26 protein-coding genes and 1 tRNA gene are annotated in these 21,516 nt (G+C 69.2%); 9 read left to right on the top strand and 18 right to left on the bottom strand.

The genetic code is table 11. The features are described 5' to 3' along the window. Positions 1–63: 63 nt before the first annotated feature. Entirely contained in the window at positions 64–1,305 is a 1,242-nt protein-coding gene (locus tag V7D63_RS02130) for a PQQ-dependent sugar dehydrogenase (RefSeq protein WP_333590598.1), read from the bottom strand. 188 nt (positions 1,306–1,493) lie between these two features. Here V7D63_RS02130 and V7D63_RS02125 point away from each other — a divergent pair. Beyond that, positions 1,494–1,570, top strand: a tRNA-Met gene (locus V7D63_RS02125). Positions 1,571–1,615: 45 nt separating this feature from the next. Here V7D63_RS02125 and V7D63_RS02120 read toward each other — a convergent pair. After that, entirely contained in the window at positions 1,616–2,152 is a 537-nt protein-coding gene (locus tag V7D63_RS02120) for a TlpA family protein disulfide reductase (RefSeq protein WP_333590597.1), read from the bottom strand. A gap of 112 nt (positions 2,153–2,264) precedes the next feature. Between V7D63_RS02120 and argH the strand changes: the two genes are divergently transcribed. Genes argH through V7D63_RS02100 form a run of 4 tightly spaced genes read left to right on the top strand, consistent with a single transcriptional unit; the run spans position 2,265 to position 5,674 of the window. Next, on the top strand, positions 2,265–3,692 hold the full coding sequence (gene argH / locus V7D63_RS02115) for an argininosuccinate lyase (RefSeq protein WP_333590596.1): 1,428 nt from the start codon (positions 2,265–2,267) through the stop codon (positions 3,690–3,692). A 2-nt stretch (positions 3,693–3,694) separates the two neighbouring features. Next, positions 3,695–3,925 (top strand): hypothetical protein, encoded by a 231-nt coding sequence (locus tag V7D63_RS02110; protein WP_333590663.1) that lies wholly within the window; start codon positions 3,695–3,697, stop codon positions 3,923–3,925. 3 nt (positions 3,926–3,928) lie between these two features. Beyond that, positions 3,929–5,206, top strand: coding sequence for a diaminopimelate decarboxylase (lysA, locus tag V7D63_RS02105; RefSeq protein WP_333590595.1), 1,278 nt, complete (start codon positions 3,929–3,931; stop codon positions 5,204–5,206). A gap of 39 nt (positions 5,207–5,245) precedes the next feature. After that, the gene (locus tag V7D63_RS02100; RefSeq protein ID WP_333590594.1) at positions 5,246–5,674 is read left to right on the top strand and encodes an SRPBCC domain-containing protein; all 429 of its coding nucleotides are present in this window, start codon (positions 5,246–5,248) and stop codon (positions 5,672–5,674) included. A gap of 4 nt (positions 5,675–5,678) precedes the next feature. Here the strand turns inward: V7D63_RS02100 and V7D63_RS02095 are convergent, their stop codons facing one another. The 12 genes from V7D63_RS02095 to V7D63_RS02040 form a co-directional block, all read right to left on the bottom strand. After that, entirely contained in the window at positions 5,679–5,927 is a 249-nt protein-coding gene (locus tag V7D63_RS02095; RefSeq protein ID WP_333590593.1) for a BrnA antitoxin family protein, read from the bottom strand. After that, entirely contained in the window at positions 5,917–6,123 is a 207-nt protein-coding gene (locus V7D63_RS02090) for a BrnT family toxin (RefSeq protein ID WP_333590592.1), read from the bottom strand. Before V7D63_RS02090 ends, V7D63_RS02095 begins: the two co-directional genes overlap by 11 nt. An 87-nt stretch (positions 6,124–6,210) precedes the next feature. Beyond that, on the bottom strand, positions 6,211–7,176 hold the full coding sequence (locus tag V7D63_RS02085) for a type II secretion system F family protein (RefSeq protein WP_333590591.1): 966 nt from the start codon (positions 7,174–7,176) through the stop codon (positions 6,211–6,213). Positions 7,177–7,198: 22 nt separating this feature from the next. After that, a complete protein-coding gene (locus tag V7D63_RS02080) occupies positions 7,199–8,173 on the bottom strand; it encodes a type II secretion system F family protein (protein ID WP_333590662.1) in 975 nt (324 codons plus the stop codon). Positions 8,174–8,178: 5 nt separating this feature from the next. Beyond that, complete coding sequence (locus V7D63_RS02075) at positions 8,179–9,777, bottom strand: ATPase, T2SS/T4P/T4SS family (protein WP_442882106.1); 1,599 nt, start codon at positions 9,775–9,777, stop codon at positions 8,179–8,181. A gap of 9 nt (positions 9,778–9,786) precedes the next feature. Next, complete coding sequence (locus V7D63_RS02070; RefSeq protein WP_333590590.1) at positions 9,787–11,274, bottom strand: AAA family ATPase; 1,488 nt, start codon at positions 11,272–11,274, stop codon at positions 9,787–9,789. A gap of 2 nt (positions 11,275–11,276) precedes the next feature. Then, on the bottom strand, positions 11,277–11,954 hold the full coding sequence (locus tag V7D63_RS02065) for a CpaD family pilus assembly protein (protein ID WP_333590589.1): 678 nt from the start codon (positions 11,952–11,954) through the stop codon (positions 11,277–11,279). 8 nt (positions 11,955–11,962) lie between these two features. Next, positions 11,963–13,501 (bottom strand): type II and III secretion system protein family protein, encoded by a 1,539-nt coding sequence (locus V7D63_RS02060; protein ID WP_333590588.1) that lies wholly within the window; start codon positions 13,499–13,501, stop codon positions 11,963–11,965. Next, a complete protein-coding gene (gene cpaB / locus V7D63_RS02055; protein ID WP_333590587.1) occupies positions 13,498–14,430 on the bottom strand; it encodes a Flp pilus assembly protein CpaB in 933 nt (310 codons plus the stop codon). Before cpaB ends, V7D63_RS02060 begins: the two co-directional genes overlap by 4 nt. 112 nt (positions 14,431–14,542) lie before the next feature. Beyond that, entirely contained in the window at positions 14,543–15,058 is a 516-nt protein-coding gene (locus V7D63_RS02050) for an A24 family peptidase (RefSeq protein ID WP_333590586.1), read from the bottom strand. Positions 15,059–15,167: 109 nt separating this feature from the next. Beyond that, positions 15,168–15,347 carry a Flp family type IVb pilin gene (locus V7D63_RS02045; RefSeq protein ID WP_333590585.1) on the bottom strand — a complete coding sequence of 60 codons (180 nt, stop codon included), beginning with the start codon at positions 15,345–15,347 and terminating at the stop codon, positions 15,168–15,170. Positions 15,348–15,591: 244 nt separating this feature from the next. Beyond that, on the bottom strand, positions 15,592–15,771 hold the full coding sequence (locus V7D63_RS02040; RefSeq protein WP_333590585.1) for a Flp family type IVb pilin: 180 nt from the start codon (positions 15,769–15,771) through the stop codon (positions 15,592–15,594). A gap of 253 nt (positions 15,772–16,024) precedes the next feature. Here V7D63_RS02040 and V7D63_RS02035 point away from each other — a divergent pair, with 253 nt between their 5' ends. Genes V7D63_RS02035 through V7D63_RS02025 form a run of 3 tightly spaced genes read left to right on the top strand, consistent with a single transcriptional unit; the run spans position 16,025 to position 17,525 of the window. Beyond that, entirely contained in the window at positions 16,025–16,435 is a 411-nt protein-coding gene (locus V7D63_RS02035; RefSeq protein WP_333590584.1) for a pilus assembly protein N-terminal domain-containing protein, read from the top strand. After that, positions 16,372–16,974, top strand: coding sequence for a TadE/TadG family type IV pilus assembly protein (locus tag V7D63_RS02030; RefSeq protein ID WP_333590583.1), 603 nt, complete (start codon positions 16,372–16,374; stop codon positions 16,972–16,974). The genes V7D63_RS02035 and V7D63_RS02030 overlap by 64 nt, the downstream gene beginning before the upstream one ends. After that, a complete protein-coding gene (locus tag V7D63_RS02025; protein WP_333590582.1) occupies positions 16,974–17,525 on the top strand; it encodes a TadE/TadG family type IV pilus assembly protein in 552 nt (183 codons plus the stop codon). The genes V7D63_RS02030 and V7D63_RS02025 overlap by 1 nt, the downstream gene beginning before the upstream one ends. Here V7D63_RS02025 and V7D63_RS02020 read toward each other — a convergent pair. Genes V7D63_RS02020 through V7D63_RS02005 form a run of 4 tightly spaced genes read right to left on the bottom strand, consistent with a single transcriptional unit; the run spans position 17,522 to position 20,528 of the window. Continuing rightward, positions 17,522–18,796, bottom strand: a complete 1,275-nt coding sequence (locus V7D63_RS02020) for an anthranilate synthase component I family protein (RefSeq protein WP_333590581.1) — start codon at positions 18,794–18,796, stop codon at positions 17,522–17,524. The two genes, V7D63_RS02025 and V7D63_RS02020, sit on opposite strands and share 4 nt — an antisense overlap. Continuing rightward, positions 18,796–19,590, bottom strand: coding sequence for a tyrosine-protein phosphatase (locus V7D63_RS02015; RefSeq protein WP_333590580.1), 795 nt, complete (start codon positions 19,588–19,590; stop codon positions 18,796–18,798). Before V7D63_RS02015 ends, V7D63_RS02020 begins: the two co-directional genes overlap by 1 nt. Before the next feature lie 9 nt (positions 19,591–19,599). Then, positions 19,600–19,902: a winged helix-turn-helix domain-containing protein gene (locus tag V7D63_RS02010; protein ID WP_333590579.1), complete on the bottom strand. Its 303-nt coding sequence runs from the start codon at positions 19,900–19,902 to the stop codon at positions 19,600–19,602. Next, entirely contained in the window at positions 19,902–20,528 is a 627-nt protein-coding gene (locus V7D63_RS02005; protein WP_333590578.1) for a hypothetical protein, read from the bottom strand. The genes V7D63_RS02010 and V7D63_RS02005 overlap by 1 nt, the downstream gene beginning before the upstream one ends. Before the next feature lie 177 nt (positions 20,529–20,705). On the opposite strand from V7D63_RS02005, the gene V7D63_RS02000 reads away from it, so the two are divergent. Next, the gene (locus V7D63_RS02000) at positions 20,706–21,440 is read left to right on the top strand and encodes a class I SAM-dependent methyltransferase (protein WP_333590577.1); all 735 of its coding nucleotides are present in this window, start codon (positions 20,706–20,708) and stop codon (positions 21,438–21,440) included. Positions 21,441–21,516 lie beyond the last annotated feature (76 nt).

The raw sequence follows: 21,516 nt of genomic DNA, 5'->3' as shown, positions 1-21,516 counted from the left end.
CATATCGGTATCAGTATTTATAGGTAATGCGGATTATTTTATACTCTATTTGTATTTCGGTATTTACCGATTGGCATATCCGCCGCGGCCTTGGCCCCGGCCGAGCCGGACCAGCTTGCCGTCATCCTCGTCGGTGATCGCCCAGACCGCGCCGTCGGGACCGATGGCGACGTCGCGAATGCGGGCGTCCAGATCGGTCAGCAGGCGCTCCTCGCCCACGACCCGGCCGTCGCGGATGACCAGGCGGGCGACGTGCTTCTCCTTCAGGGCGGCGACCAGCAGGTTTCCGCGCCATTCGGGAAACAGGGCGCCGTCATAGAAGACCGCCCCGCCCGGCGCGATCACCGGGTCCCAGTAATAGGCGGGCTGCTCCACGCCCTCGCGCGCAGTGACGTCCTGACCAAGCGGAGCGCCGGAATATTCGACGCCGTAGGCGACGTCGGGCCAGCCGTGGTTGGTCCCCGCGCGCGGCCGGTTCAGTTCATCGCCGCCGCGCGCGCCGTGCTCGACGGTCCATAAGGCGCCGTCGGGACCGATGGCCGCCCCCTGGACGTTGCGATGACCCAGGGACCAGATCTCGGGCAGCGCCCCCTCGCGGCCGACGAAGGGGTTGTCGGGCGGAACCGAGCCGTCGGCGTTGACGCGGATCACCTTGCCCAGGTGCGAATCCAGCCGCTGGGCGTGGGACCGCATGGCGCGGTCGGAACGCTCGCCCAGGGTGATGAACAGGGTCCCGTCCGGGGCGAAGGCCAGGGCCGAGCCGAAATGCAGCCGCCCGGCGTAGGTCGGGCGGGCGCGGAAGACCACCTGAACGGTCTCGACCCGCGCGCCGTCGTCGGACAGGCGGCCGCGCGCCACGGCCGTGCCGTTGCCGCCCTCTCGCGGTTCGGCATAGCTCCAATAGATCAGGCGGTCGCTCGCGAAGGTCGGGCCGACGGCCACGTCCAGCAGGCCGCCCTGGCCCTGGGCGTCGACGGCGGGCAGGCCCTGGATCGGCGCGCCGACCGCGCCCTGGGCGGTGACCAGGCGCAGCCGCCCCGGCCGCTCGGTCACCAGCCAGCGCCCGTCGGGCAACAGGGCCAGGCCCCAGGGATGCGACAGGCCGGACGCCACGACCGTGTGCGACAGGGCCGCCTGGGTGTGGACCGCGGGCGCGCGGGTCTGGCCGGGGAAGGCCGGTCTCTGGTCCGGCGCATTGGCCGGCCGGGTCTCCAGCGGCGCGCCCGGCGGCGGCGTCTGGCCGTCGGCGCGGCAGGCGGCGGACAGGGCCGTCAGGCCCAGGGCGGCGGCGACGATCAGGCGCATGGCGGTCTCCGGCGTGAGAGGTCTGGAACGGACCAGCTTGGAACGCGCGGAACGCCGGAGCGATGCGGCGTCGCACCGCAGGCGCGTCGATGCCGTCAGGCGACTTGAACCCCCCGGCCCGGCCCTATATAGGCACGCCTCTCGCGCGCGGACACACGGCGCGCGGGCCTTCCGATCCGGGATCGAGAGGCTGGGTAGCTCAGATGGTTAGAGCGGTGGATTCATAACCCACAGGTCGGCGGTTCGATCCCGCCCCCAGCCACCACCGGACGCCTTCCATGACAATGGCGGTCCCGGCGAACCCCTCGGCTCAAGCTCCCTCGGCCAACAGGGCGTCGATCAGGGCGCGGGCCTGGGGGCTGGCCCAGTCGGCCTCGCCCGAGAAGGCGGCGCGCACCCGGCCCCGGCGGTCCAGCAATATGGTCTGGGGCATCTTGCCCTTGCCGGGGAACAGGAAGGGCATCTGGAATTTCGGGTCCGAATACATCGGCAGCGGCTCGTGCACGCCGATGAAGCTGCGCGCGTCGGCGATGGCGTCTTCGCCCACGTCGACATTGATCGGCAGGACCACCAGGTCGCCGCCCGGATAGGCCTGGGCCAGGCGCGCCAGGGTCGGCATCTCGGTGCGGCAGGGCGCGCACCACATGGCCCACAGATTGACCACCACCACCCGCCCCCGGAAATCGGCCAGGCGCACGTCGCGCCCCTGATCGTCCTTGAACACATGGTCGGGCGCGGGCGTCAGGACGGCGGGGGTTTGCAGACTGGCCAGGGGACCGACGGCGAACCGGGCCAGATCACTTTGACGAGGCGCATTTGTCTGGACCTCGAACTTGGCCTCAGACAAGTAAGTCGATAGCACACCAAAAAGGACGAACGGCGCGGCAATCGCCAAGACGCCCGCCACCGCCAACCCGATCATCCAGGGCTTCACGCCCCTTTTCTTTGCTGGTTCGCTCATGCCCGACCACTCCGACGCCAATGCTGAGACTAAGGCCAAGCCTGGGCACGGGGGTCAAGACATGTGGGGCGGGCGCTTCTCCGCCAAGCCCGCCGACATCATGCAGGCGATCAATGTCTCCATCGGCGTCGATAGACGCCTGTGGGCGCAGGATCTGGCCGGGTCGCGCGCCCATTGCCGCATGCTGATGGCGCAGGAGATCATCACGGCCGAGGACGGCGAGGCCATCCTGAACGGACTGGAGACCATCGAGGGCGAGATCACCGGCGGGACCTTCCCCTTCCGCGACCAGTTCGAGGACATCCACATGAATGTGGAGGCCCGGCTGGCCGAGCTGATCGGCGAGCCGTCGGGGCGTCTGCACACGGCGCGCAGCCGCAATGACCAGGTGGCGACCGATTTCCGCCTGTGGGTGCGCGACGCCTGCGACCGGACGGGTCAGCAGTTGAAGACGCTGCAACGCGCCCTGCTGGATCGAGCCGAACAGCACGCCGACGATCTGATGCCCGGCTTCACCCATCTGCAACCGGCCCAGCCGGTGACCTTCGGCCACCACCTGATGGCCTATGTCGAGATGATCGGCCGCGACGCGGGGCGGTTCGCCGACGCCCGCGCGCGCATGAACGAATGCCCGCTGGGCGCCGCGGCCCTGGCCGGATCGCCCTTCCCCATCGACCGTCAGGCGACGGCCCGGGCGTTGGGCTTCGACCGGCCGATGGGCAACAGCCTGGACGCGGTGTCGGATCGCGACTTCGCGCTGGAGAGCCTGGCCGCCGCCTCGATCTGCGCCGGGCATCTGTCGCGCCTGGCCGAGGAGATCGTGATCTGGATGACGCCGCAGTTCGGTTTCGTCACCCTGCCCGACGACCTGACCACCGGTTCGTCGATCATGCCGCAGAAGCGCAACCCCGACGCGGCCGAGCTGGTGCGGGCCAAGACCGGACGCATCACCGGCGCCCTGGTCGCCCTGTCCACCGTGATGAAGGGCCTGCCGCTGGCCTATTCCAAGGACATGCAGGAGGACAAGCCGCCGGTGTTCGAGGCCTTCGACGCGCTGGACCTGGCCCTGACGGCCATGACGGCCATGGTCCTGGCCCTGACGCCGAACGTCGAGCGGATGCGGGCGGCGGCGGGTTCGGGCTATTCGACCGCCACCGATCTGGCCGACTGGCTGGTGCGCGAACTGAACCTGCCCTTCCGCAAGGCGCACCATGTGACCGGCGCGGCGGTGAAGCGGGCCGAGGCCCTGGGCGTGGACCTGATGCAACTGCCGCTGACCGAATTGCGGGCGATCGAGCCTGGCGTGAAGGACGCGGTTTACAAGGTGCTCAGCCCTGAGGCTTCCTGCGCCAGTCGCATGAGTTTCGGCGGCACGGCGCCGGATCAGGTTCGGGCGCGCATCAAGGACTGGAGGACGCGCCTGTGAAGATGATGACCCTGACGGCCGTTGTGTTTCTGGCGCTCGGCGCCGCCGCCTGCGGCCGCATGGCCGATCTGGAGGCCCCGCGCGCACGCCAGACCGAGCGCGCGCCGCGCGACGCCTCGGCCCCGAAACTGCCCGAACCGGCGACCCTGAACCGTCCGTCCAGCCAGGTGCCCATCGACGGCGGCCCGCCGAACCTGATCGGCGGCACGGCGGCCGGACGCGGGCCGCAATAGGCCTTGCATCATTTCACGCCGAGGGACGGCGCCCTTCACGCCGAAAACGCGTCGCTGGAGACGATCGCGGCCCAGGTCGGCACGCCGGTCTATGTCTATTCCGCCGCGACCCTGAGGCGGCATTACGGTGTGCTGCGCGCGGCCTGCGACGCACGGCGGGCGGATCTGGGCGACGCTCTGATCGCCTTCGCGGTGAAGGCCAATTCCAACCTGTCGGTGCTGGCGACCCTGGCGGCCGAGGGCTGCGGGGCCGACACCGTGTCCGAGGGCGAGATCCGGCGCGCCCTGGCGGCGGGAATTCCGGCCGAACGGATCATCTTCTCGGGCGTCGGCAAGACGGACGCCGAACTGACCTTCGCCCTGGACGTCGGGGTGCGCCAGATCAATGTCGAGAGCGGGATCGAGCTGGAGCGGCTGGCGGCCGCGGCGGCGGCCAAGGGCGTGCAGGCGACGCTGGCGATCCGGGTCAATCCGAACGTCGGCGCCGGCGGCCACGCCAAGATCACCACCGGCGGCGCAGGCGACAAGTTCGGCGTGCCGGTTCGCGAGGCCCTGGACCTGTACGCCCGCGCGGCGGCGTCGCCCCATCTGAACCCCGTCGGCCTGGCCTGCCACATCGGCAGCCAGATCAAGGACCTGACCCCGTTGCGAGCCGCGTTCGAGGTGTTGCGCGACATGACGCAGACCCTGCGCGGACAGGGGCTGACGGTCACGCGGCTGGACCTGGGCGGCGGGCTGGCCGCGCCCTATGCCGACACCGACCAGACCCCGGCGGTCGAGACCTATGTCGATATGGCGGCCCAGGTGTTGCGCGGACTGGAGGTCGAGGCGGCCTTTGAACCGGGCCGCCTGCTGGCCGCCAACGCCGGGGTGCTGGTCAGCCGGGTCATCCAGGTCAATGAACGCTCCGACGGACGGCGCTTCCTGGTGTTGGACGCGGCCATGAACGATCTGATGCGCCCGGCCCTGTACGACGCCTTCCACGGCCTGGTCCCGATCCGGCCGCGCGCGGGCGAGGTTCGGCCGTACGACGTGGTCGGCCCGGTCTGCGAGACCGGCGACACCTTCGCCCGCGACCGCGCCCTGCCGCCGCTGACGGCCGCAGACCTGGTCGCCTTCACCGGCGCGGGGGCCTATGGCGCGGTGATGTCCGGGGAATACAACAGCCGCCCCCTGGTCCCCGAGGTGCTGGTGGACGGCGACCGCTGGGCCGTGGTGCGGCCGCGCCCGACCTATGACGCCATGCTGGCACGTGAGCCGCGCGCCCCCTGGCTGAGCTGACGCTGGACCCGCCGCGCGGGCCGTGTCAGATCGCGATCCATGGACAGCCGCATCGAGAGCCGCGTCGGAATCCGCGCCGACAGCGAGGTCATCTGGAACATCGTCACCGACCTGGACGGGTGGAGCCGGTGGAATCCCTATGAGACCGAGGTCTCCGGCGCCATCGCCTATGGCGGCGCGATCCGCCTGACCGAGCGCCTGCCCGGCCTGCCCGAACGCTTCGCCGCCCACGGCGTCGGCGAATGGCAGCCGCTGGCCCAACTGGTGCTGATCGAAAAGCGCGGCTGGCTGTTCAACACCGTGCGCTACATCGAGATCGAGGAGCTGGAGCGCGGAAACTGCATCGTCGCCAACGGCGTCATCTTCTCGGGCCTGCGCGGCGAGCTGTTCCACGACAAGCACCGCAAGGCGATCAAGGCCGCCTATGCCGAGATCGGCGAGAACCTGCGCAAACTGGCCGAGGGTTGAGGCGTCAGCCCATCACGCGGCGCAGGGCCGCGTTGATCCGCGTCTGCCAACCCGGCCCGGTCTTGCGGAAATAGTCGACCACGTCGGCGTCCAGCCGAAGCGAGACGGCGGTCTTGGTTGACGCCTTCTGGGCGCCCCGCGTGCGCGGAAAGGCGGCCAAGACATGGGCGGGCAAGGCCTCGGGACCCTGGGCGCGTGCGAAGTCCGCCTGGGTCCATTCGGGGTTTTCGGGATCGGGCGGATCAACGGACATGACGGCGATACTCTTTCAAATGACTACGCCTCAAACTGATGGCGCGAACTTGGTCGGCGCGATAGCGAACCTCGCCATAGTCGGCGCGATCATCGACGATGAACGCCTCGATCACCATCGCTTCCGCCAGCGCCAATGACACGCCATGCTTGGCCCGATTGGCCGCATCCCTGTCGGGGTCGAAAGTGACGGCCACGACAGATCGTATATACAATTAGCTGCATGAACACAAGGATGACGGCAAACGTCGGGCGCCCCTGGTCCCTCACGGGCCGACCGCCGGTCAGCCGCCCTTGGCCATCGTGTCCTGGATGTTGATGATCGCCGGTCCCAGGATCACCACGAACAGCACCGGCAGGAAGAAGACGATCATCGGCACGGTCAGCTTGGCCGGAAGCGCGGCGGCCTTCTTCTCGGCGGCGGCCAGGCGCAGGTCGCGGTTCTCCTTGGCCATGACGCGCAGGGCCGAACCCAGGGGCGTGCCGTATTGTTCGGCCTGGGTCATGGCGGTGGCCACCGACTTGACGCCCGGATGATTGGTCCGCCGGGCCAGACCCTCATAGGCCATGCGGCGTTCCGGCAGATAGCTGAGTTCGGCCGACAGCAGGGTCAGCTCCTCGGCCAGGTCGATGGACTGGCCGCCGACCTCCTGGCCCACCTTCTGGATGGCGGCCTCGATCGACATGCCGGATTCGACGCAGATCAGCAGCAGGTCCAGGGCGTCGGGGAAGGCCTGCATGATCGAGGTGCGGCGCTTGGCGATGCGGTTCGACAGATACAGGTTCGGCGCATAGTAGCCGGCCACGGCGGCGGCCACGACGGCCGTCACCCGGCTCATCACCGGCAGGCCGAAATCATTGAAGACGAACAAATAAAAGGCCGCCACCCCCATGAAGATGAAGGGCGCGGCGAAGCGGAAGAAGTAGAAGGTCGTGATCGGGCGCGGCCCGCGAAAGCCCGCTTGGCTCATCTTTTCGACGACCTTGGGGTCTTCCAAGAGCTTGGTCAGGTTCAGGCGGTCGACGACCCGTTTCTTGAAACCCTCGTCGGTGTGACGCAGGCCGCCCGGCCCGGCCATGGCGGCGCGCGAGCGGCGCTTCAGCTCCTCGCGGCGCTCGCCGACGGCCTTCATGCGCTTTTCCAGGCTGACGCCGCCGCCGAAGGACCCCAGCACGGTCAACACCGTGGCGAAGGCCAGAAGGCCCACCACCATGCTGAGCAGGCTCTGCGGGTCGGTGAACAGGTCCATGATCGCTTTCATGTCCGCACCATCAGAACTTGAAGGAGATCATCTTCTTCATCATCAGGATGCCCAGCGTCATCCAGATGCCCGACCCCAGCAGCATGAACTGGCCGCGCGTGTCGGTGAAGAGAAGCATCATATAGGCGGGGGTGGTGATCATCACGAGGGTCATGACCACCGGCGGCAGCGAGCCGATGATGCCGGCCGAGGCCGTGGCCTCGGACGACAGGGCCTTGATCTTCTCGCCCATCATCCGCCGCGCGCGCAGCACGGTCGACAGATTGCCCAGCGCCTCGGCCAGATTGCCGCCGGTCTTCTGCTGAATGGCGATGACGATCGCGAAGAAGCGCAGTTCCGGCGTCGGCATGCGCTCGAACATCTTGTCCAGGGCCTGGCTGAGCGTCAGGCCGACGCCCAGACCCTCGACCAGCTTCTGGAACTCGGGACCCAGGGGGGCGGGGCTTTCGCGGGCGATGATCTTGAAACAGTCGTGGACCGGCAGGCCCGACTTGATGCCGCGCACGATGACATCGACGGCGTTGGCGAACTCGCCCGAGAATTTCTTCATCCGCCGCTTGCCCAGGAAGCCGACGACCCAACGCGGCAGGCCGAAACCGAACACCGCCCCCAGGCCCAGGGCCATGAAGAGGTTCATCCCGAACAACAGGGTCAGGCCGAAGGCGACGACGCCCATGACCACGCTGATGATGATGAAGGTCCGCAGACTGGTCGACAGCCCGGCCTGTTTCAGCTTGGCCGCCATGGTCATGCGCGCCTTGCGCTCGCGTCGTTCGGCCTCCTGAAGCTGGGTCAGGATCTGTTTGCGGCGCATCTCGGGCGTGTTGGCGGCCGGGGCGTTCTTGCGCGTCTGGGCGGCGCTGGGCTTGGCGAAGGTCTGGGCGCGCTTGACCGCCTGGGCGCCGGAATCGTCGCCGCCGACCAAGACCCAGCCGAGACCGCCGATGGTGATGAAGGCCAGAACGGCCGCGAGAATGGGCAACAGGCCGCTCATTCGGCCGCGTCCAGGGCTTCGGCCAGCTCGCGCTCCAAGCCGTAATAGCGGGCGCGGTCCCAGAAGCGGGGGCGGGCGATGCCGGTCGAACGGTGGCGGCCGATGATCTTGCCGTTCTCGTCCTCGCCGGTGATCTCGTAGATGAACAGGTCCTGGGTGACGATGACGTCGCCTTCCAGTCCCACCACCTCGGTGACGTGGGTGATGCGGCGCGAACCGTCGCGCAGGCGCGCGGCCTGGATGATGACGTCGACCGAGCCGACGATCATCTCGCGGATGGTCTTGGACGGCAGGCCGTAGCCGCCCATGGTGATCATGGACTCCATCCGGCTGATGGCCTCACGCGGGCTGTTGGCGTGCAGCGTGCCCATGGAGCCGTCGTGGCCGGTGTTCATGGCCTGGAGCAGGTCGAAGGCCTCAGGCCCGCGCACCTCGCCGACGATGATCCGTTCGGGGCGCATCCGCAGGCAGTTCTTGACCAGGTCGCGCATGGTGATCATGCCCTGGCCTTCCAGGTTCGGCGGCCGGGTCTCCAGGCGCACCACATGCGGCTGCTGGAGCTGAAGCTCGGCCGCGTCCTCGCAGGTGATGACGCGCTCGGTCGGGTCGATGAAGGCCGTCAGGGTGTTCAGCAGCGTCGTCTTGCCCGAGCCGGTGCCGCCCGAGATGACGACGTTGCACCGGCTGGCGCCGATGACGCCCAGGACCCGCGCGCCTTCGGGACTGATGGAGCTGAACTCCACCAGATTGCGCATCGTCAGCTTGTCCTTCTTGAACTTGCGGATCGTCAGGGTCGGGCCGTCGATGGCCAGCGGCGGGGCGATGACGTTGACGCGCGACCCGTCCGGCAGGCGGGCGTCGCAGATGGGGCTGCTCTCGTCCACGCGGCGGCCGACCTGCGACACGATCCGCTGGCAGATGTTCATCAACTGGGTGTTGTCGCGGAAGCGGACATTGGTCAGTTGCACCTTGCCGCCGACCTCGATGAAGACCCGCCCGGCGCCGTTGACCATGATGTCGGCGATGTCGTCGCGCGCCAGAAGCGGCTCCAGCGGACCATAGCCGAGGACGTCGTTGACGATGTCCTGGACCAGGTGCTCCTGCTCGGCCACCGACATGGAGACGTTCTTGATCGCCACCAGTTCGGCGACGATGTCGCGGATCTCCTCGGCCGCCGCCTTGGGATCGAGCTGGGCCAGTTGGGCCAGGTCGATCGTATTCATCAGGGCGTTGAAGATGGTCGTCTTGGTGGCGTGGTAATAGTCCGACTGCTCGCGGACGATCTCGGCTACGGCCTGGGCCTTCTTCAACTGCTCCAGACCGGCGGTCGGCTTGGGACCGGGACTGGGTTTGGGCGCGGCGGAGGCCTGCGGCTTGGGCCGGGCGGCCAGGGCGTCCAGGCGGTCGGCGCCGTCCGAGCGAGGGCTTTCAGCGGCCGGCGACGGTGCGGCGTCCGGCATCGGTTCGGCGCCGCCGAAGGCGAAGGCCTCGGTCTGGACGCCCGCGGGCGGCTGTTCGGGCGCGAAGGCGGGTTCGGCCGCCGGCCGCGGGACCGGGGCGTATCCGCCGGGTGCTGCTGTGCGCTTGCCGAACACGGGCTTTCGTCAGCCCTTCTTCTTGAACAGATTGGCGAAGATGGACTTGCTCTCGCCCTTGGCCTTGCCGGGCGCGGCCAGCAGCGGCATCTCGCGGCGCGAGACGATCTGGGCCAGGGTCTGGAAGGCCTCGGCGGCCTTGGTCTTGGCCCCGGCGTCCAGGATCATCTGGCCGTTGTTGGCCGCGGCGCCGAAGGTCTTGGCGTCGAACGGGATCAGGAGGCTGGGATGCACGCCCAGGGCGGCGCCGAAATCCTTGGCCGGAATCTCGGGGCGGCCCGGCATGCCGACCTGGTTCAGCACCAGGCGCGGCGGCGCGTCATTGGGGCGGCCATGGCGGATCAGGTCGATCATGTTCTTGGCGTTGCGCAAACTGGCCAGGTCGGGCGTCGCCACGATCACCACCTCGTCGGCGGAGATCAGCGTGCGGCGCATCCACGACGACCAGGTGTGCGGCAGGTCCAGCACCACGAAGGGGGCCGTGGCGCGGATGCGGGTGGTCACCTCCTCGAAGGCGTCGGGCGACACATCCCAGTCGACATCCAGGGTCGCGGGGGCGGCGAACAGGCTCAGCTTGTCGGTGCAGCGGACCATCATCCGGTCCAGCAGGGTGGCGTCCAGGCGATCCGGCTGGCCCAGGGCGTCGGCCACGCCCGACAGCGGGTCCTGGTTGAAGTCCAGCCCGGCCGTGCCGAACGGCAGGTCGTAATCGACGATCACGGTGTTAGCGCCGATCCGTTCCGACATCGCATAGGCGGTGTTGTGGGCCACCGAACTGGCGCCCGCCCCGCCGCGCGCGCCGACGAAGGCGATGGAGCGGCCGACGAAGGGCTGGGCCGGATCGGCGAACAGGCCGCCGATGGCCGAGATCAGTTGCAGCGGCTGCAACGGCGCGACCAGATATTCGCTGACCCCGCGCCGCATCAGTTCGCGGAACAGGATGATGTCGTTGGTCGGGCCGACGACGATGACCTTGGTGCCGACGTCGCAGCATTCGGCCAGACGGTCGACCTCGTGCAGCAGCGACTGGGGATCGGCCTGGCTCTCGACCACGATCAGGGGCGGGGTCGGCTCGTGGCGATAGGCTTCGATGGCGGCGGCGACGCCGCCGACGCGGATCTGGGTGGTGGCGCGCGACAGGCGGCGATCCTGACCGGCGCGCTCGGCCGCCGCCAGGGTGTCCTGACGCTCGGCGAAGACATGGATGGCGATGCGCGGAACCGAGACCTCGCCGATGGAGGGTCCGGCGGGGATCAGGGCCTGGGCCGCCCCGGCGACCAGGTCCCCGACCGGATTGAACCCGGCGACAGGCGCGGCGTCGACCGGCGCGGGCGCACCGCCCAGGGCCGTGAACTGCAGCGGCGCGCGCGCGCTGGCGTCGCCGTCGTCCATGCCCGACGCCGCAAAGGGGTCAGGCGTCGCCGGATCGGCGAAGTCCGTGTCCAGATCGAATTCGTCGAAAGCGTCGAAGGCTTCCGGCGCGTAGGCGTTGCTCATCCCTAATCCACCGCTCGCGAGACACGTCGGTTGGTCAGGAGTTCTTCCTGGGCGGCGGCCGTATGCCGGCCGGCGCGATAGTTGTCGAAGACGACCGAACGCCGGGCGGCGTCAGCCGGAGTCATGCCGCGCGGCTGTATGATGTCGCGCGGATTGGCGATCTGGGCCGCCAGATTGGCGGTCACGGCACAGCCGAAATTGATCGAGGAGGCGTTGTTGGCCGTGCGGCTGAAATTGCCCCATTGGGTCCCGCACTGCGGCACCACGGCGCGCACGGTCTCGAACCCGGCCAGGACCGGCGCGCGCGGATCGGGGGCGACATAGCTGACGATCTGGACGCGGGTTTCCGGCGCCCCGGCGGCGACCAGGGCCTGGCGGACCTTCCAGGCCATTTCGGTGGACACGGGATCGGCGCCGGCCGGGGCCTCGACCACGATGGCCGAGGCGCCCTCGACGGTGAAGCGGCTGACCAATTGGGCCAGGGCGGCGTCCTGATTGGGCGAGACGCCGGTCTCGTGCACGGCCAGGGCGATGCGGTCCAGACCCGGCTCGACCTGCAAGGTGTAGCGGCTGGTGGGCGTCAGGGGCTGCGGGCCGCCGCCGTCGACCGGCGCGCCCATGCAGGCGCTCAGGGCGGTCGTCGCGGCCAGGACCAGGATCAGACGGGAGGGACGGATCATGGGCGCGCTCATTCGATCACATAGCCGACGGGACCCTGCCATCCCGGACCCTGGGCGGTCGGGGCGGGCGAGCCGTAGGCCTGGTTCAACTGGCCGAAGAAGATGGTCTGGGCGTCGGTGGCGATGCGCAGGCCGTCGGCGGGCGTCTGCATCCGGCCCGGCGAGGTCGGGGTGACGATATAGGGTTCGACGATGACCACCAGCTCGGTCTCGCCGGACTGATAGTCGCGCGAGCGGAACAGACTGCCCAGCACCGGCACGGTCATCAGGCCGGGCAGGCTGTCGATGTTCTGACGCATCGTCTCCTGCAACAGGCCCGCGATCATCATCGAGCCGCCCGAGGGCATTTCGACGGTGTTGGTCACGCGCCGCACGTTCAGGCCCGCCAGGCTGATGGCGTTGGGCGTTCCGGCGCCGATGGTCACGGCGCCCGAATTGGTCAGTTCCGACACCTCGACCGAGATCTGCAACGAGATGCGGCCTTCCGACAGGACCACCGGCCGGAACGACAGATTGACGCCATAGGGCTTGTATTCGGTCAGGATGGTGCCGCGGTCGTCACGGCCGACGACGATGGGGAATTCACCGCCCGCCAGGAAGCTGGCCGACTCGCCGTTGACCGAGGTCAGATTGGGTTCGGCCAGGGTGCGGATCAGACCGGCGCGCTCGAACGCCTTGATCGTGGCCTCGCTCTTGTTCAGGCCGTCTGAGCCGGGACCGGTGCCGGGCTGGGCCGTGTCCCAGTTCGAGGCGTCGGCCGGGCCGCGCACGGTGAAGGGGCAGGTGGTGTCGGCCGGCAGACCCGCCGCGCAGGGACCCTGCATCTGATAGTTCCGCGTCGTGTCGCGCGAATAGCCGCCGGTCAGGCCGCCCAACAGGCCGCCGTTGACGCCGAAGGTCGCGGCCTGGCCCAGGATGAACTGGGTGTTGCCGAGCTGGCCGAACACGGCCGAGGTGTCGAAGCCCAACTGCTTGATGGCGTTGCGCTGAATCTCGACCACGCGCACGCGCAGCGTCACCTGGTCCGACCCGGCGACGTTGATCATGTTCATGACCTTCTCGGGCGCCGAGACGAAGGCGCGAGCCACCTGTTGGGCGCGGGCGGCGTCGGCCGGGCTGGCGGCGGTTCCGGTCAGGATGATGCTGTCGTTGACGGCCTCGGCGCGGATGTCGCTGCCGGGAATGACGCGGCTCAAGGTGTCCTGCAGCGCGCTGGTCCCCGCATCGACGCGCACGCGCACGGCCAGGATGGTGCGCCCGGCGGCGTCCAGGAAGACGGCGTCCGTCTCGCCCGGGGCCAGGCCGATGACGGTGATGCGGCGCGGCGAATGCAGCATGGCCTCGGCCACCTGGGGATTCGACACGATGACGTCGCGCGCATCGGCGGGCAGGTCGACGGCGAAGGAGCTGCCGCGCGGCAGATTGACCAGGCGCGGCTGTTCGCCCGCGGCCACGACCGAACGGCTCTGGGCCAGGCCGGTCGTGGGCGAAATCCCCGCCAGGGCGATCAGAGCGGCGCCGAGGGCGGCCTTGAAGGAACGGCTCATTGGACCACCACCACTTCCGGCGCGCCGCCGCGATAGACCCGAACCGCGCTGGACTGGACGCGAACCGCCTGCACCCGGCCGGACGGCCCGGCGGTGTCGGCGTAGGAGCGCAGCACCAGGCTGAGTTCGCCCTCGGACTTGGCCAGGGCCAGGGCCTCGGCGTCGCGCGGTCCCACCTCCAGCGTCGCGGTGGCGCCGACCACGGCCTGTTCGTCGTCGCCGGCGCGGGTCGACTGGTCGATGGCCAGGACCTTGATGTTCTGAAGCACGGTGGCCGAGGTGAATTTCGACCGATCCCCTTCCGAGGCGCCGACATTGCCCAGATTGGTCTCGCGCGTCAGGACCAGGTCGACCCGGTCGCCGGGCAGGATGAAGCCGCCCGCGGCCGTCTCCACGTTCACGCGAATGGCCATGGCCCGCATGCCCGGCTCCAGATAGGCGGCCATGTAGCCGCTGTCCCCGGCGCGGACGATCTTGCGGCCGATGATCGGTTCACCGGCCAGAATGGGTTCACGCACCACCGAGCCGAAATATTCGGCCTTGCCCCCGCTGGTGGCGACGTCGGCGGCGGCGCGGGCCACGGTCGCCACGGCGCCCTGCGGTCTCGCGCCTTGGGCCGGGGCGGCCTTTTCGGCGGCGGGCGCGGCGGCGGCTTGGGGAATGGCGACGGAGCCGTCGGTGATGAAGGCGGGATTGACCTCGTCCACCGGCCAGTCCTTCCAGGCCAGGTCCGCGTCGGTCAGGCGCTTGCCGGGGGCCAGGTCGCGGGCGGCGACCAGCACCTTGGCCATCGGCCGCGCGGCGACGGCGGGCGCGGCGGCGGCGGTCGACACCGCCTGACCCGACGATCCCATGGCGCGAACCACCAGCGCCAGGCCGATGGCCGAGACGGCGGCGATGCAGATGACGGCGATCTTGGCGGGCTTCATCGACACTCTCCGGCGGAGCGGCGATTCGCGCGGACGGCCCGCGCGGCTCCTACCGGTTAACGAGAGTGAGGCTCGCGGGTTAACGCGCTCCTAAACTGGGGCGCGCGGCCTCTTAAAGCCCGGAAGCGAAACCGGCCATCAGGCCGCAGGCCGGATAGGCCATCAAGGCTCCGACGGCGATGGCCACGCCGTAGGGAATGTCGCCCTTCGGCTCCATCAGCCGGGGGAACCAGCCCTCGGCGCCCATGACGTAGGGCCGGGCGTGGAAGCGCGCGAAGATCAGGGCCAGACAGAACAGGCCGCCCGCCAGGCCGGTCCACAACAGGAACAGGCCCGAGCCGCTCAGGCCCAGCCACAGGCAGGTGGCGGCCATCAGCTTGGCGTCGCCGCCGCCGATCCAGCGCAGGGCGAACATGCCCATCCCGACCAGAAGCGCGGCGAAGGCCACGCCCAGGTGGACGCCGACGGTTCCCAGGTCCAGCCCGGCGGCGAAGGCGGCCGGAAAGAAGCCGATGATCAGGGCGCCCGAAATCCAGTTGGGAATGGTCATGGTCGTCAGGTCGCGAAGACCCGCGGTGATGACCAAGGCCGGCATCACCGCCAGCAGCAGAAGCGTCAGCATGTCCATGAGCGTCACCCTGACACAGCCGCGTTAAGGCTGGGTTTCCGCCAAAGCAAAAGGGCCGGAGCGTTTCCGCTCCGGCCCCTCGCTGGTTTCAAGACGTTCCGTCGGGCGCTTAGGCGCCGGCAGTGCCGCCCATGCCGGTCACGACGGCGTTGAACTTGGTCTTGATGGTCGTGCCCAGGGCGGTCACGGCCGAGATGATCACGACGGCGATCAGGGCGGCGATCAGGCCGTACTCGATGGCCGTGGCGCCCGACTCGTCGTTCATGAAACGCGAAACAAACTTGGTCATTTTAATAGTCCTTCTCGATGAGGTTCAGAGCAACTGACTGGGGGAGAAGCCGGTCGCCCGTTGACCCCCAAAACGCACGATCACTATCGCCGCCATCGGTTAAGGCCGGGTCTTCGGGCGTGGTTACTTCGACGTTCACCACGAATATTTTAATCGGGCCGTTTTCAGACATGGCCGCACAGCGAAAGGGCCGGGGCGTTTCCGCCCCGGCCCCTTGCCGGTTTCAAGACTTTCCGTCGGGCGATTAGGCCCCGGCGGTGCCGCCCATGCCGGTCACGACGGCGTTGAACTTGGTCTTGATGGTCGTGCCCAGGGCGGTCACGGCCGAGATGATCACGACGGCGATCAGGGCGGCGATCAGGCCATATTCGATGGCCGTGGCGCCCGACTCGTCGTTCATGAAGCGCGAAACGAACTTGGTCATTGGATGTATCCTTCTGTCAGCGAGCTATTCGACTTCCACCACCGGGGTGGTCGGTTAGCCCGCCTTCCCCGTTGTAGGATCACAATGCACGGCCCAGCTTAAAACTGAGTAAAACGAAGGTAATCTAATCGTTGTCGTGAATGGTTTCCGGGGCGTTTACTTTCTGGCGGACGATTTCAGACTTTATTGAGGTTTGCAGGCGACCTTGCGCGGGTCTTCGCGCGCACGCGCCGCCTGTCAGAGAACCCGGCTCATGAAACGAACCGCCCTCATCCTCGCCCTGGCCGTCACCGCCGTCGCCACGACCGCGACCGCCCAGAGCGCGCCGTTGAACGTCGAGATCGATCGGTCGGCGCGCATCGCCCTGCGCGGCGCGGCCGCCTCGGTGATCGTCGGCAACCCGGCCATCGCCGACGTCACCGTGGTCGACGCCAACACCCTGTACATCGTCGGCAAGGGCTACGGCGTGACCGAGGTCGTGGCCGTGGACGCCATCGGCCGACCGCTGTTCCAGAACCAGGTCGTCGTCACCGGCGGCTCGACCGGCGCGGTGCGCATGTGGCGCGGCGGTCAGATGACCGAAATGGCCTGCGGCGGCTCGTGCGCGCCCAGCATCCGTTCGACCGGTCCCGGCGCCGCCGCCCCGGCCGTGACGCCGCCCTGACCGCCATGGGAAGCCGCCGCCTGAAGCGCCCGATCGACCGGCGCCGCACCCGCGAGGGTTCGGCCGCGATCGAATTCGCCATGGTGGCCCTGCCCTTCTTCTTCATGATGTTCGCCGTGCTGGAGCTGGCGCTGGTGTTCCTCATCGACTCCGTGCTGGAGAACGCCGCCATCGAGACCGGCCGCCTGGTCCGCACCGGCCAGGCCAACGCCCAGGATTTCAACGCCGCCTCCTTCAAGACCAGCCTGTGCACCCGCATGAGCATCTTCTCCAGCGACTGTTCGACGAAGGTGACGGTCGATGTGCGGCCCATTCCACAGTTCTCCAACCCGAACGTGCCCGATCCGCTGAACGGCCCGTCGTTCAATCCCAACACCCTGGGCTATGACGGCGGCGGTCCCGGCGACATCATGCTGGTGCGGGCCTGGTACCAGCACACCCTGCTGACGCCCTTCCTGGCCCAAGGCCTGTCCAAGCTGAACGACGGCAAGGCGGTGCTGACGGCCACCACCGCCTTCAGAAACGAGCCTTACGACTGATGGCCGCACCCGTTCGCCACACCGGAATCCTGATCCGCCTGGCCGGCGACCGGCGCGGCGTGTCGGCGGTGGAATTCGCCCTGCTGGCGCCGATCATGATCGCCTTCTATTTCGGCCTGGCCGAATTCTGTCAGGGCTTCATGGCCCAGAAGCGCATGGGCCACGCCTCGGCCATGGTGGCCGATCTGGTGTCGCAGACCGACATCATCACCCCGGCCCAGCTCGACGACGTCTTCGGCATCGGCGGCCTGATCATGAAACCCTTCTCGGCCACGCCCCTGAAGCTGCGGGTCAGCCAGTTGACGCGCGACAACAACGGCGTGGTCAAGGTCGCCTGGAGCCGAGGCAAGAGCTGGACCGCCCGCGTCACCGGCAGCACGGTGACCATTCCCGCCGGCCTGATCGACAACGGCGAGAGCATCATCTTCAGCGAGGCGACCTATGACTATGACTCGCCAGTCGACTATCTGATGCCCGCCATCACCCGGTTCTCGCACACCTATTATCTGCGGCCGCGCCTGACCGAACAGGTGACGCTGGATACGAACTAGGGTCCGATCAACGCCTGGCGCATCGCCGAGATCTTGACCTCGGTCTCGGCCAGTTCGGCGGCCGGGTCGCTGTCGGCCACGATCCCGGCCCCGGCCAGGGTGCGGAAGCGCCAGCCTTCCGCGTCCCGCTCGAACGCCGCCGTGCGGATCAGCACCGAGGCGGTCAGCGCCCCGCCCTCTCCCAACAGGAACAAAGACCCGCACCAGGGACCGCGCGGCGGTTCATGGCCGGCGATGACCTTCATGGCCTGATGCTTGGGCGCCCCGGTGATCGAGCCGGGCGGGAAGGCGGCGGCCAGCACCTGTCCCGGTCCCACGCCGCGCGGCGCCTGGGCCGTGACGGTCGAGACCAGATGATGCACCGTCGGCAGGGTCTCGATCTCGAACAGCCGCTCGACCCGAACCGAGCCGGGCCGGGCCGCGCGGGCCAGGTCGTTGCGCATCAGATCGACGATCATCAGATTCTCGGCCCGGTCCTTGCCGCTGGCCAGCAGTTCGTCGGCCAGGGCGGCGTCGGCGGCTGCATCGACGCCGCGCGGCCGGGTGCCCTTGATCGGCCGCGTCTCGATCCGCCGCCCGTCGAAGTCCAGGAACAGTTCCGGCGAGTTGGACACCAGCGCCCGCTCGCCCAGCCGCCAGAAGGCGCCATAGGCCGAGGCGCGGCCCGCCTGCAGCCTCAGGAAGACGTCGAACGGATCGGCGCCGGGCCGCAAACGCCCGGTCCAGGCGCGGGCGATATTGGCCTGGAACAGCTCCCCGGCCGCGATGCGGGCCACCACGTCGGCCACGGCCGCGCGATAGACGCCGGGTTCCGCTTCGGTCTCGAATGACGCGGCGGGCGGCGGAGGCGCCGGGATCGCCGCCTCGGCCCAGGCGGCGGCGCGCTCGGCGGCGGCCTGGGCGATGTCGGCCGTCTCGCCGCGTCCGACGGCCGTCAACGTCCGCTCGTGCAGATCAAAGCGCAGCAGGGCCGGATAGCGGGCCAGCATCAGATCGGGCCAGACCCTGGGTCTCGGTCCCGTGGCCGGACGGGCGCCCAGGTCATAGGCGGCCAGACCGACCGTGCCCGGCCCGAAATCATCCAGCACCCGAAAGGCGTCGTCGTCCGCCGTCTCGTCCAGGCGGACCCGATCCGGCGCGGTCCCGACCCAGGACCAACGCCCGCGCGGCCCGCCGTCCGACAGCAAGGCCAGGGCGCCGTCGCGATGCGCCAGCCCGGCGGCGACGCCCAGCGGGTCGCGCCAGGCCAACGGACGTTCGACGACCGCCATCAGGCCGACAGTCGCTCGACGATCCGCGACCGCAGGGCCGCGTCCACGCCCAGGGCCTGCTCCAGATAGGTCTCGATCGAGCCGTGACGCTGGGCCACGGCGGCGAAGGCGGCGTCCAGATAGGCGGGTTCGACCCCCAGGAAGGCGGTGACGGCGGCGTCCGAGGCGACCCGGCCGGTCATGGCGTGCAGTTGTTTGGCGATGGCCGGCGCGCGCCCGGCCAGGTCCACGGCGGCGTTGGTCAGCAGATAGTCCTGAACCACATCGTCGGGGTGCACCCCCAGCAGCCGATGGGTCAGGGCGGCCAACAGGCCCGTGCGGTCCTTGCCCGCCGCGCAATGGATGACGACCGCCCCCTGGCCCTCGTCCCCGCCTTCGCCGAGCGCCCGGAAATAACGCGCGAAGACGTCCAGGTGGCCCGGATCGAACGGCATGGACCGATAGGTGTCGATCATGAAGGCCCGGCCCGAGGACTCGGTCAGGTCGGTGGTCTTCAGAAAGGTCAGGTGCGGCGCCTCGCCGCCGTCGTCATGGGCGACCTCGATCACCCGCCCGGTGAAGCCCGCAGGCCTGCGCGACGGCTGGTGGGACCGTTCGCTGGGACGGCGCAGATCGACCACGGTCGCGACGCCCCAGGCCGCCATCCGCTCCAGATCCGCGTCGCTGGCCCGTGCGTGATGGGCGGTGCGGAACAGGACGCCCGGCCGCACGCGACGGCCCGCGGCCGTGGCGTAGTCGCCATAGTCGCGGGCGTTGTCGACGGCGTCGAGACGGAGCAGGCGGTTGGGGCGCATGCCCCCTTGTTAGCGCCCCGCGACGAGACCCGCCATGGCGTCCAGATAGGCGACCCAGGCGCGGCGGCCCGTCTCGGTCATGACCGCCTCGGTCAGGGGCTTCTTGCCCACGAACCGTTTGGAGACATCGACGAAGCCCGCCTCCTCCAGCTTCTTCAGATGCACCGACAGATTGCCGTCGGTGGCCTGGAGCCGCGCCTTCAGGGTGTTGAAGTCGGCGCTTTCGACGCCCGAAAGCACGGCCATGATCCCCAGGCGCATCCGGCCGTGAATGACGTCGTCGATGCGGCCGATGTCGAAATCGTCACCCATCAGGACCGCCCCGAGCCGCGCATCAACATGAAGCCCGGCAGCGCCATCAGCAGGATCAAACAGGCGGCGTAGGCCAGATACTGCTCGGGCCGTCCCGTCAGCAGGGCCAGGGCCGGCGCGGCCAGCAGGGAGGCGATCGCCAGGCCGCTCAACGGCCGCGACTTCTGCATGGCGCCCGTCACGCCCCAGCCGACGCCGTACAGGGCCATGATGACCGACGGGATCAGGGCCAGGCTGACCATGGCGGCCTCTTCGCCCATGCGGTAGCCGACCACGGCGATGGCGCTCATCAAGGCGAAGATGCCGTAGCCCACGCCGGTCCAGACCGCGCCGGTCGCGCGCCCGGCCCCCGTCTTCACCCCGCCGTCGCGGCCCAGCCGCATCGACAGGAAGACGACGACGATCAGGAACAGCACCGTCGCGGCCAGCCAGACGACGCCCTGGATCGGACCCGGCTCGGAGACCAGACCCGCCTGGACCGCCCAGTGGAACAGGCTGGCGGCGCCGTAGATCGTACCGGCGGCGAACAGGATGGAGGCGCCGCGCATGGGCGACTGGCCGCCCTCTTCGGCCAGTCGGCGCATCCAGGCGATATCGGCCTGGGCTTCGTTGTCGGACGTGTTCATTCGCATAACCCCTTGCATGGGCGGATCATCACCGGGCCGGAAATTCGCGCCATGGCGCGGCGGGCGTGACGGAGACTTCCCCCTTGGACATCGCCTGTCTCCCACAGTTACTTTGTGATGTAAAGTACTTTTCTCAATACGCTTGGGACGCCCCGCGCCACGGGCTAAAGCGGGACCATGCGCGCCAGTTTCCACCTCATCGCCTATCGGGCCTTGGACGTCTGCAACGCCCTGGAGATGGCGACGATCGAGGCGGCCGCGGCGCGCGCCGACCTGCCCGCCGGGGCGGCGGCGCTGGACATCGGCTGCGGCAACGGGGCGGTCGCGGCCATGCTGGCGCGGCGGTTCGGCCTGAAGGTCACGGCGGTCGAACGCGACCCGGCCATGGCCGCCCTGGCGCGCGAACGCACGGCGGGGTCGGGCGCGACGGTGGTCGAGGCGGGATCAGAGACGGTGCTGGCGGACCTGGCGCCCCAGGACCTGATCGTGGTCATCGGCGCGACCGAGGCGGCGGCGGCGGGCCTGCGCGACCCCCAGGCGGTGTTCGAGCGGCTGCGCGGCCATCTGGCGCCCGGCGGGCGGCTGTTGTGGGGCGATCTGTTCTGGAGCGCCGAACCGCCCGCGCCCCTGCGGATGCTGGTCGAGACCGCCAACACCTATCTGACCCACGAGGGCTGGCAGGCCGCCGCACGGGCCGCCGGGTTCGCGGTCGTGTCGGCGGATGTTTCGTCGCCCGAAACCTGGGACCGCTATACGGCGGCCATGGACGCCGCCGCCCACGCTTGGCTGGCCGACCATCCCGACGCGCCCGAAGCCCCCGGCGTCCGCGCCTCGGCCGGCCGGGTGAAGGCCATGTTCGACTTCGGCCGACCCTACATCGGCTTCGGCCTGTACCTGCTGAAGACGGAGTGACGGACAGCTCTCCCTCCCCTTCATGGGGAGGGTGGCTGAGCCGAAGGCGAAGTCGGGTGGGGGCGGCTTGGCAAGG

The organism is Brevundimonas sp. (genome assembly GCF_036732845.1).
Taxonomy (GTDB): domain Bacteria; phylum Pseudomonadota; class Alphaproteobacteria; order Caulobacterales; family Caulobacteraceae; genus Brevundimonas.
Note: the sequence above shows the minus strand (reverse complement) of the source record. Positions and strands in the feature narration are given on the sequence as shown.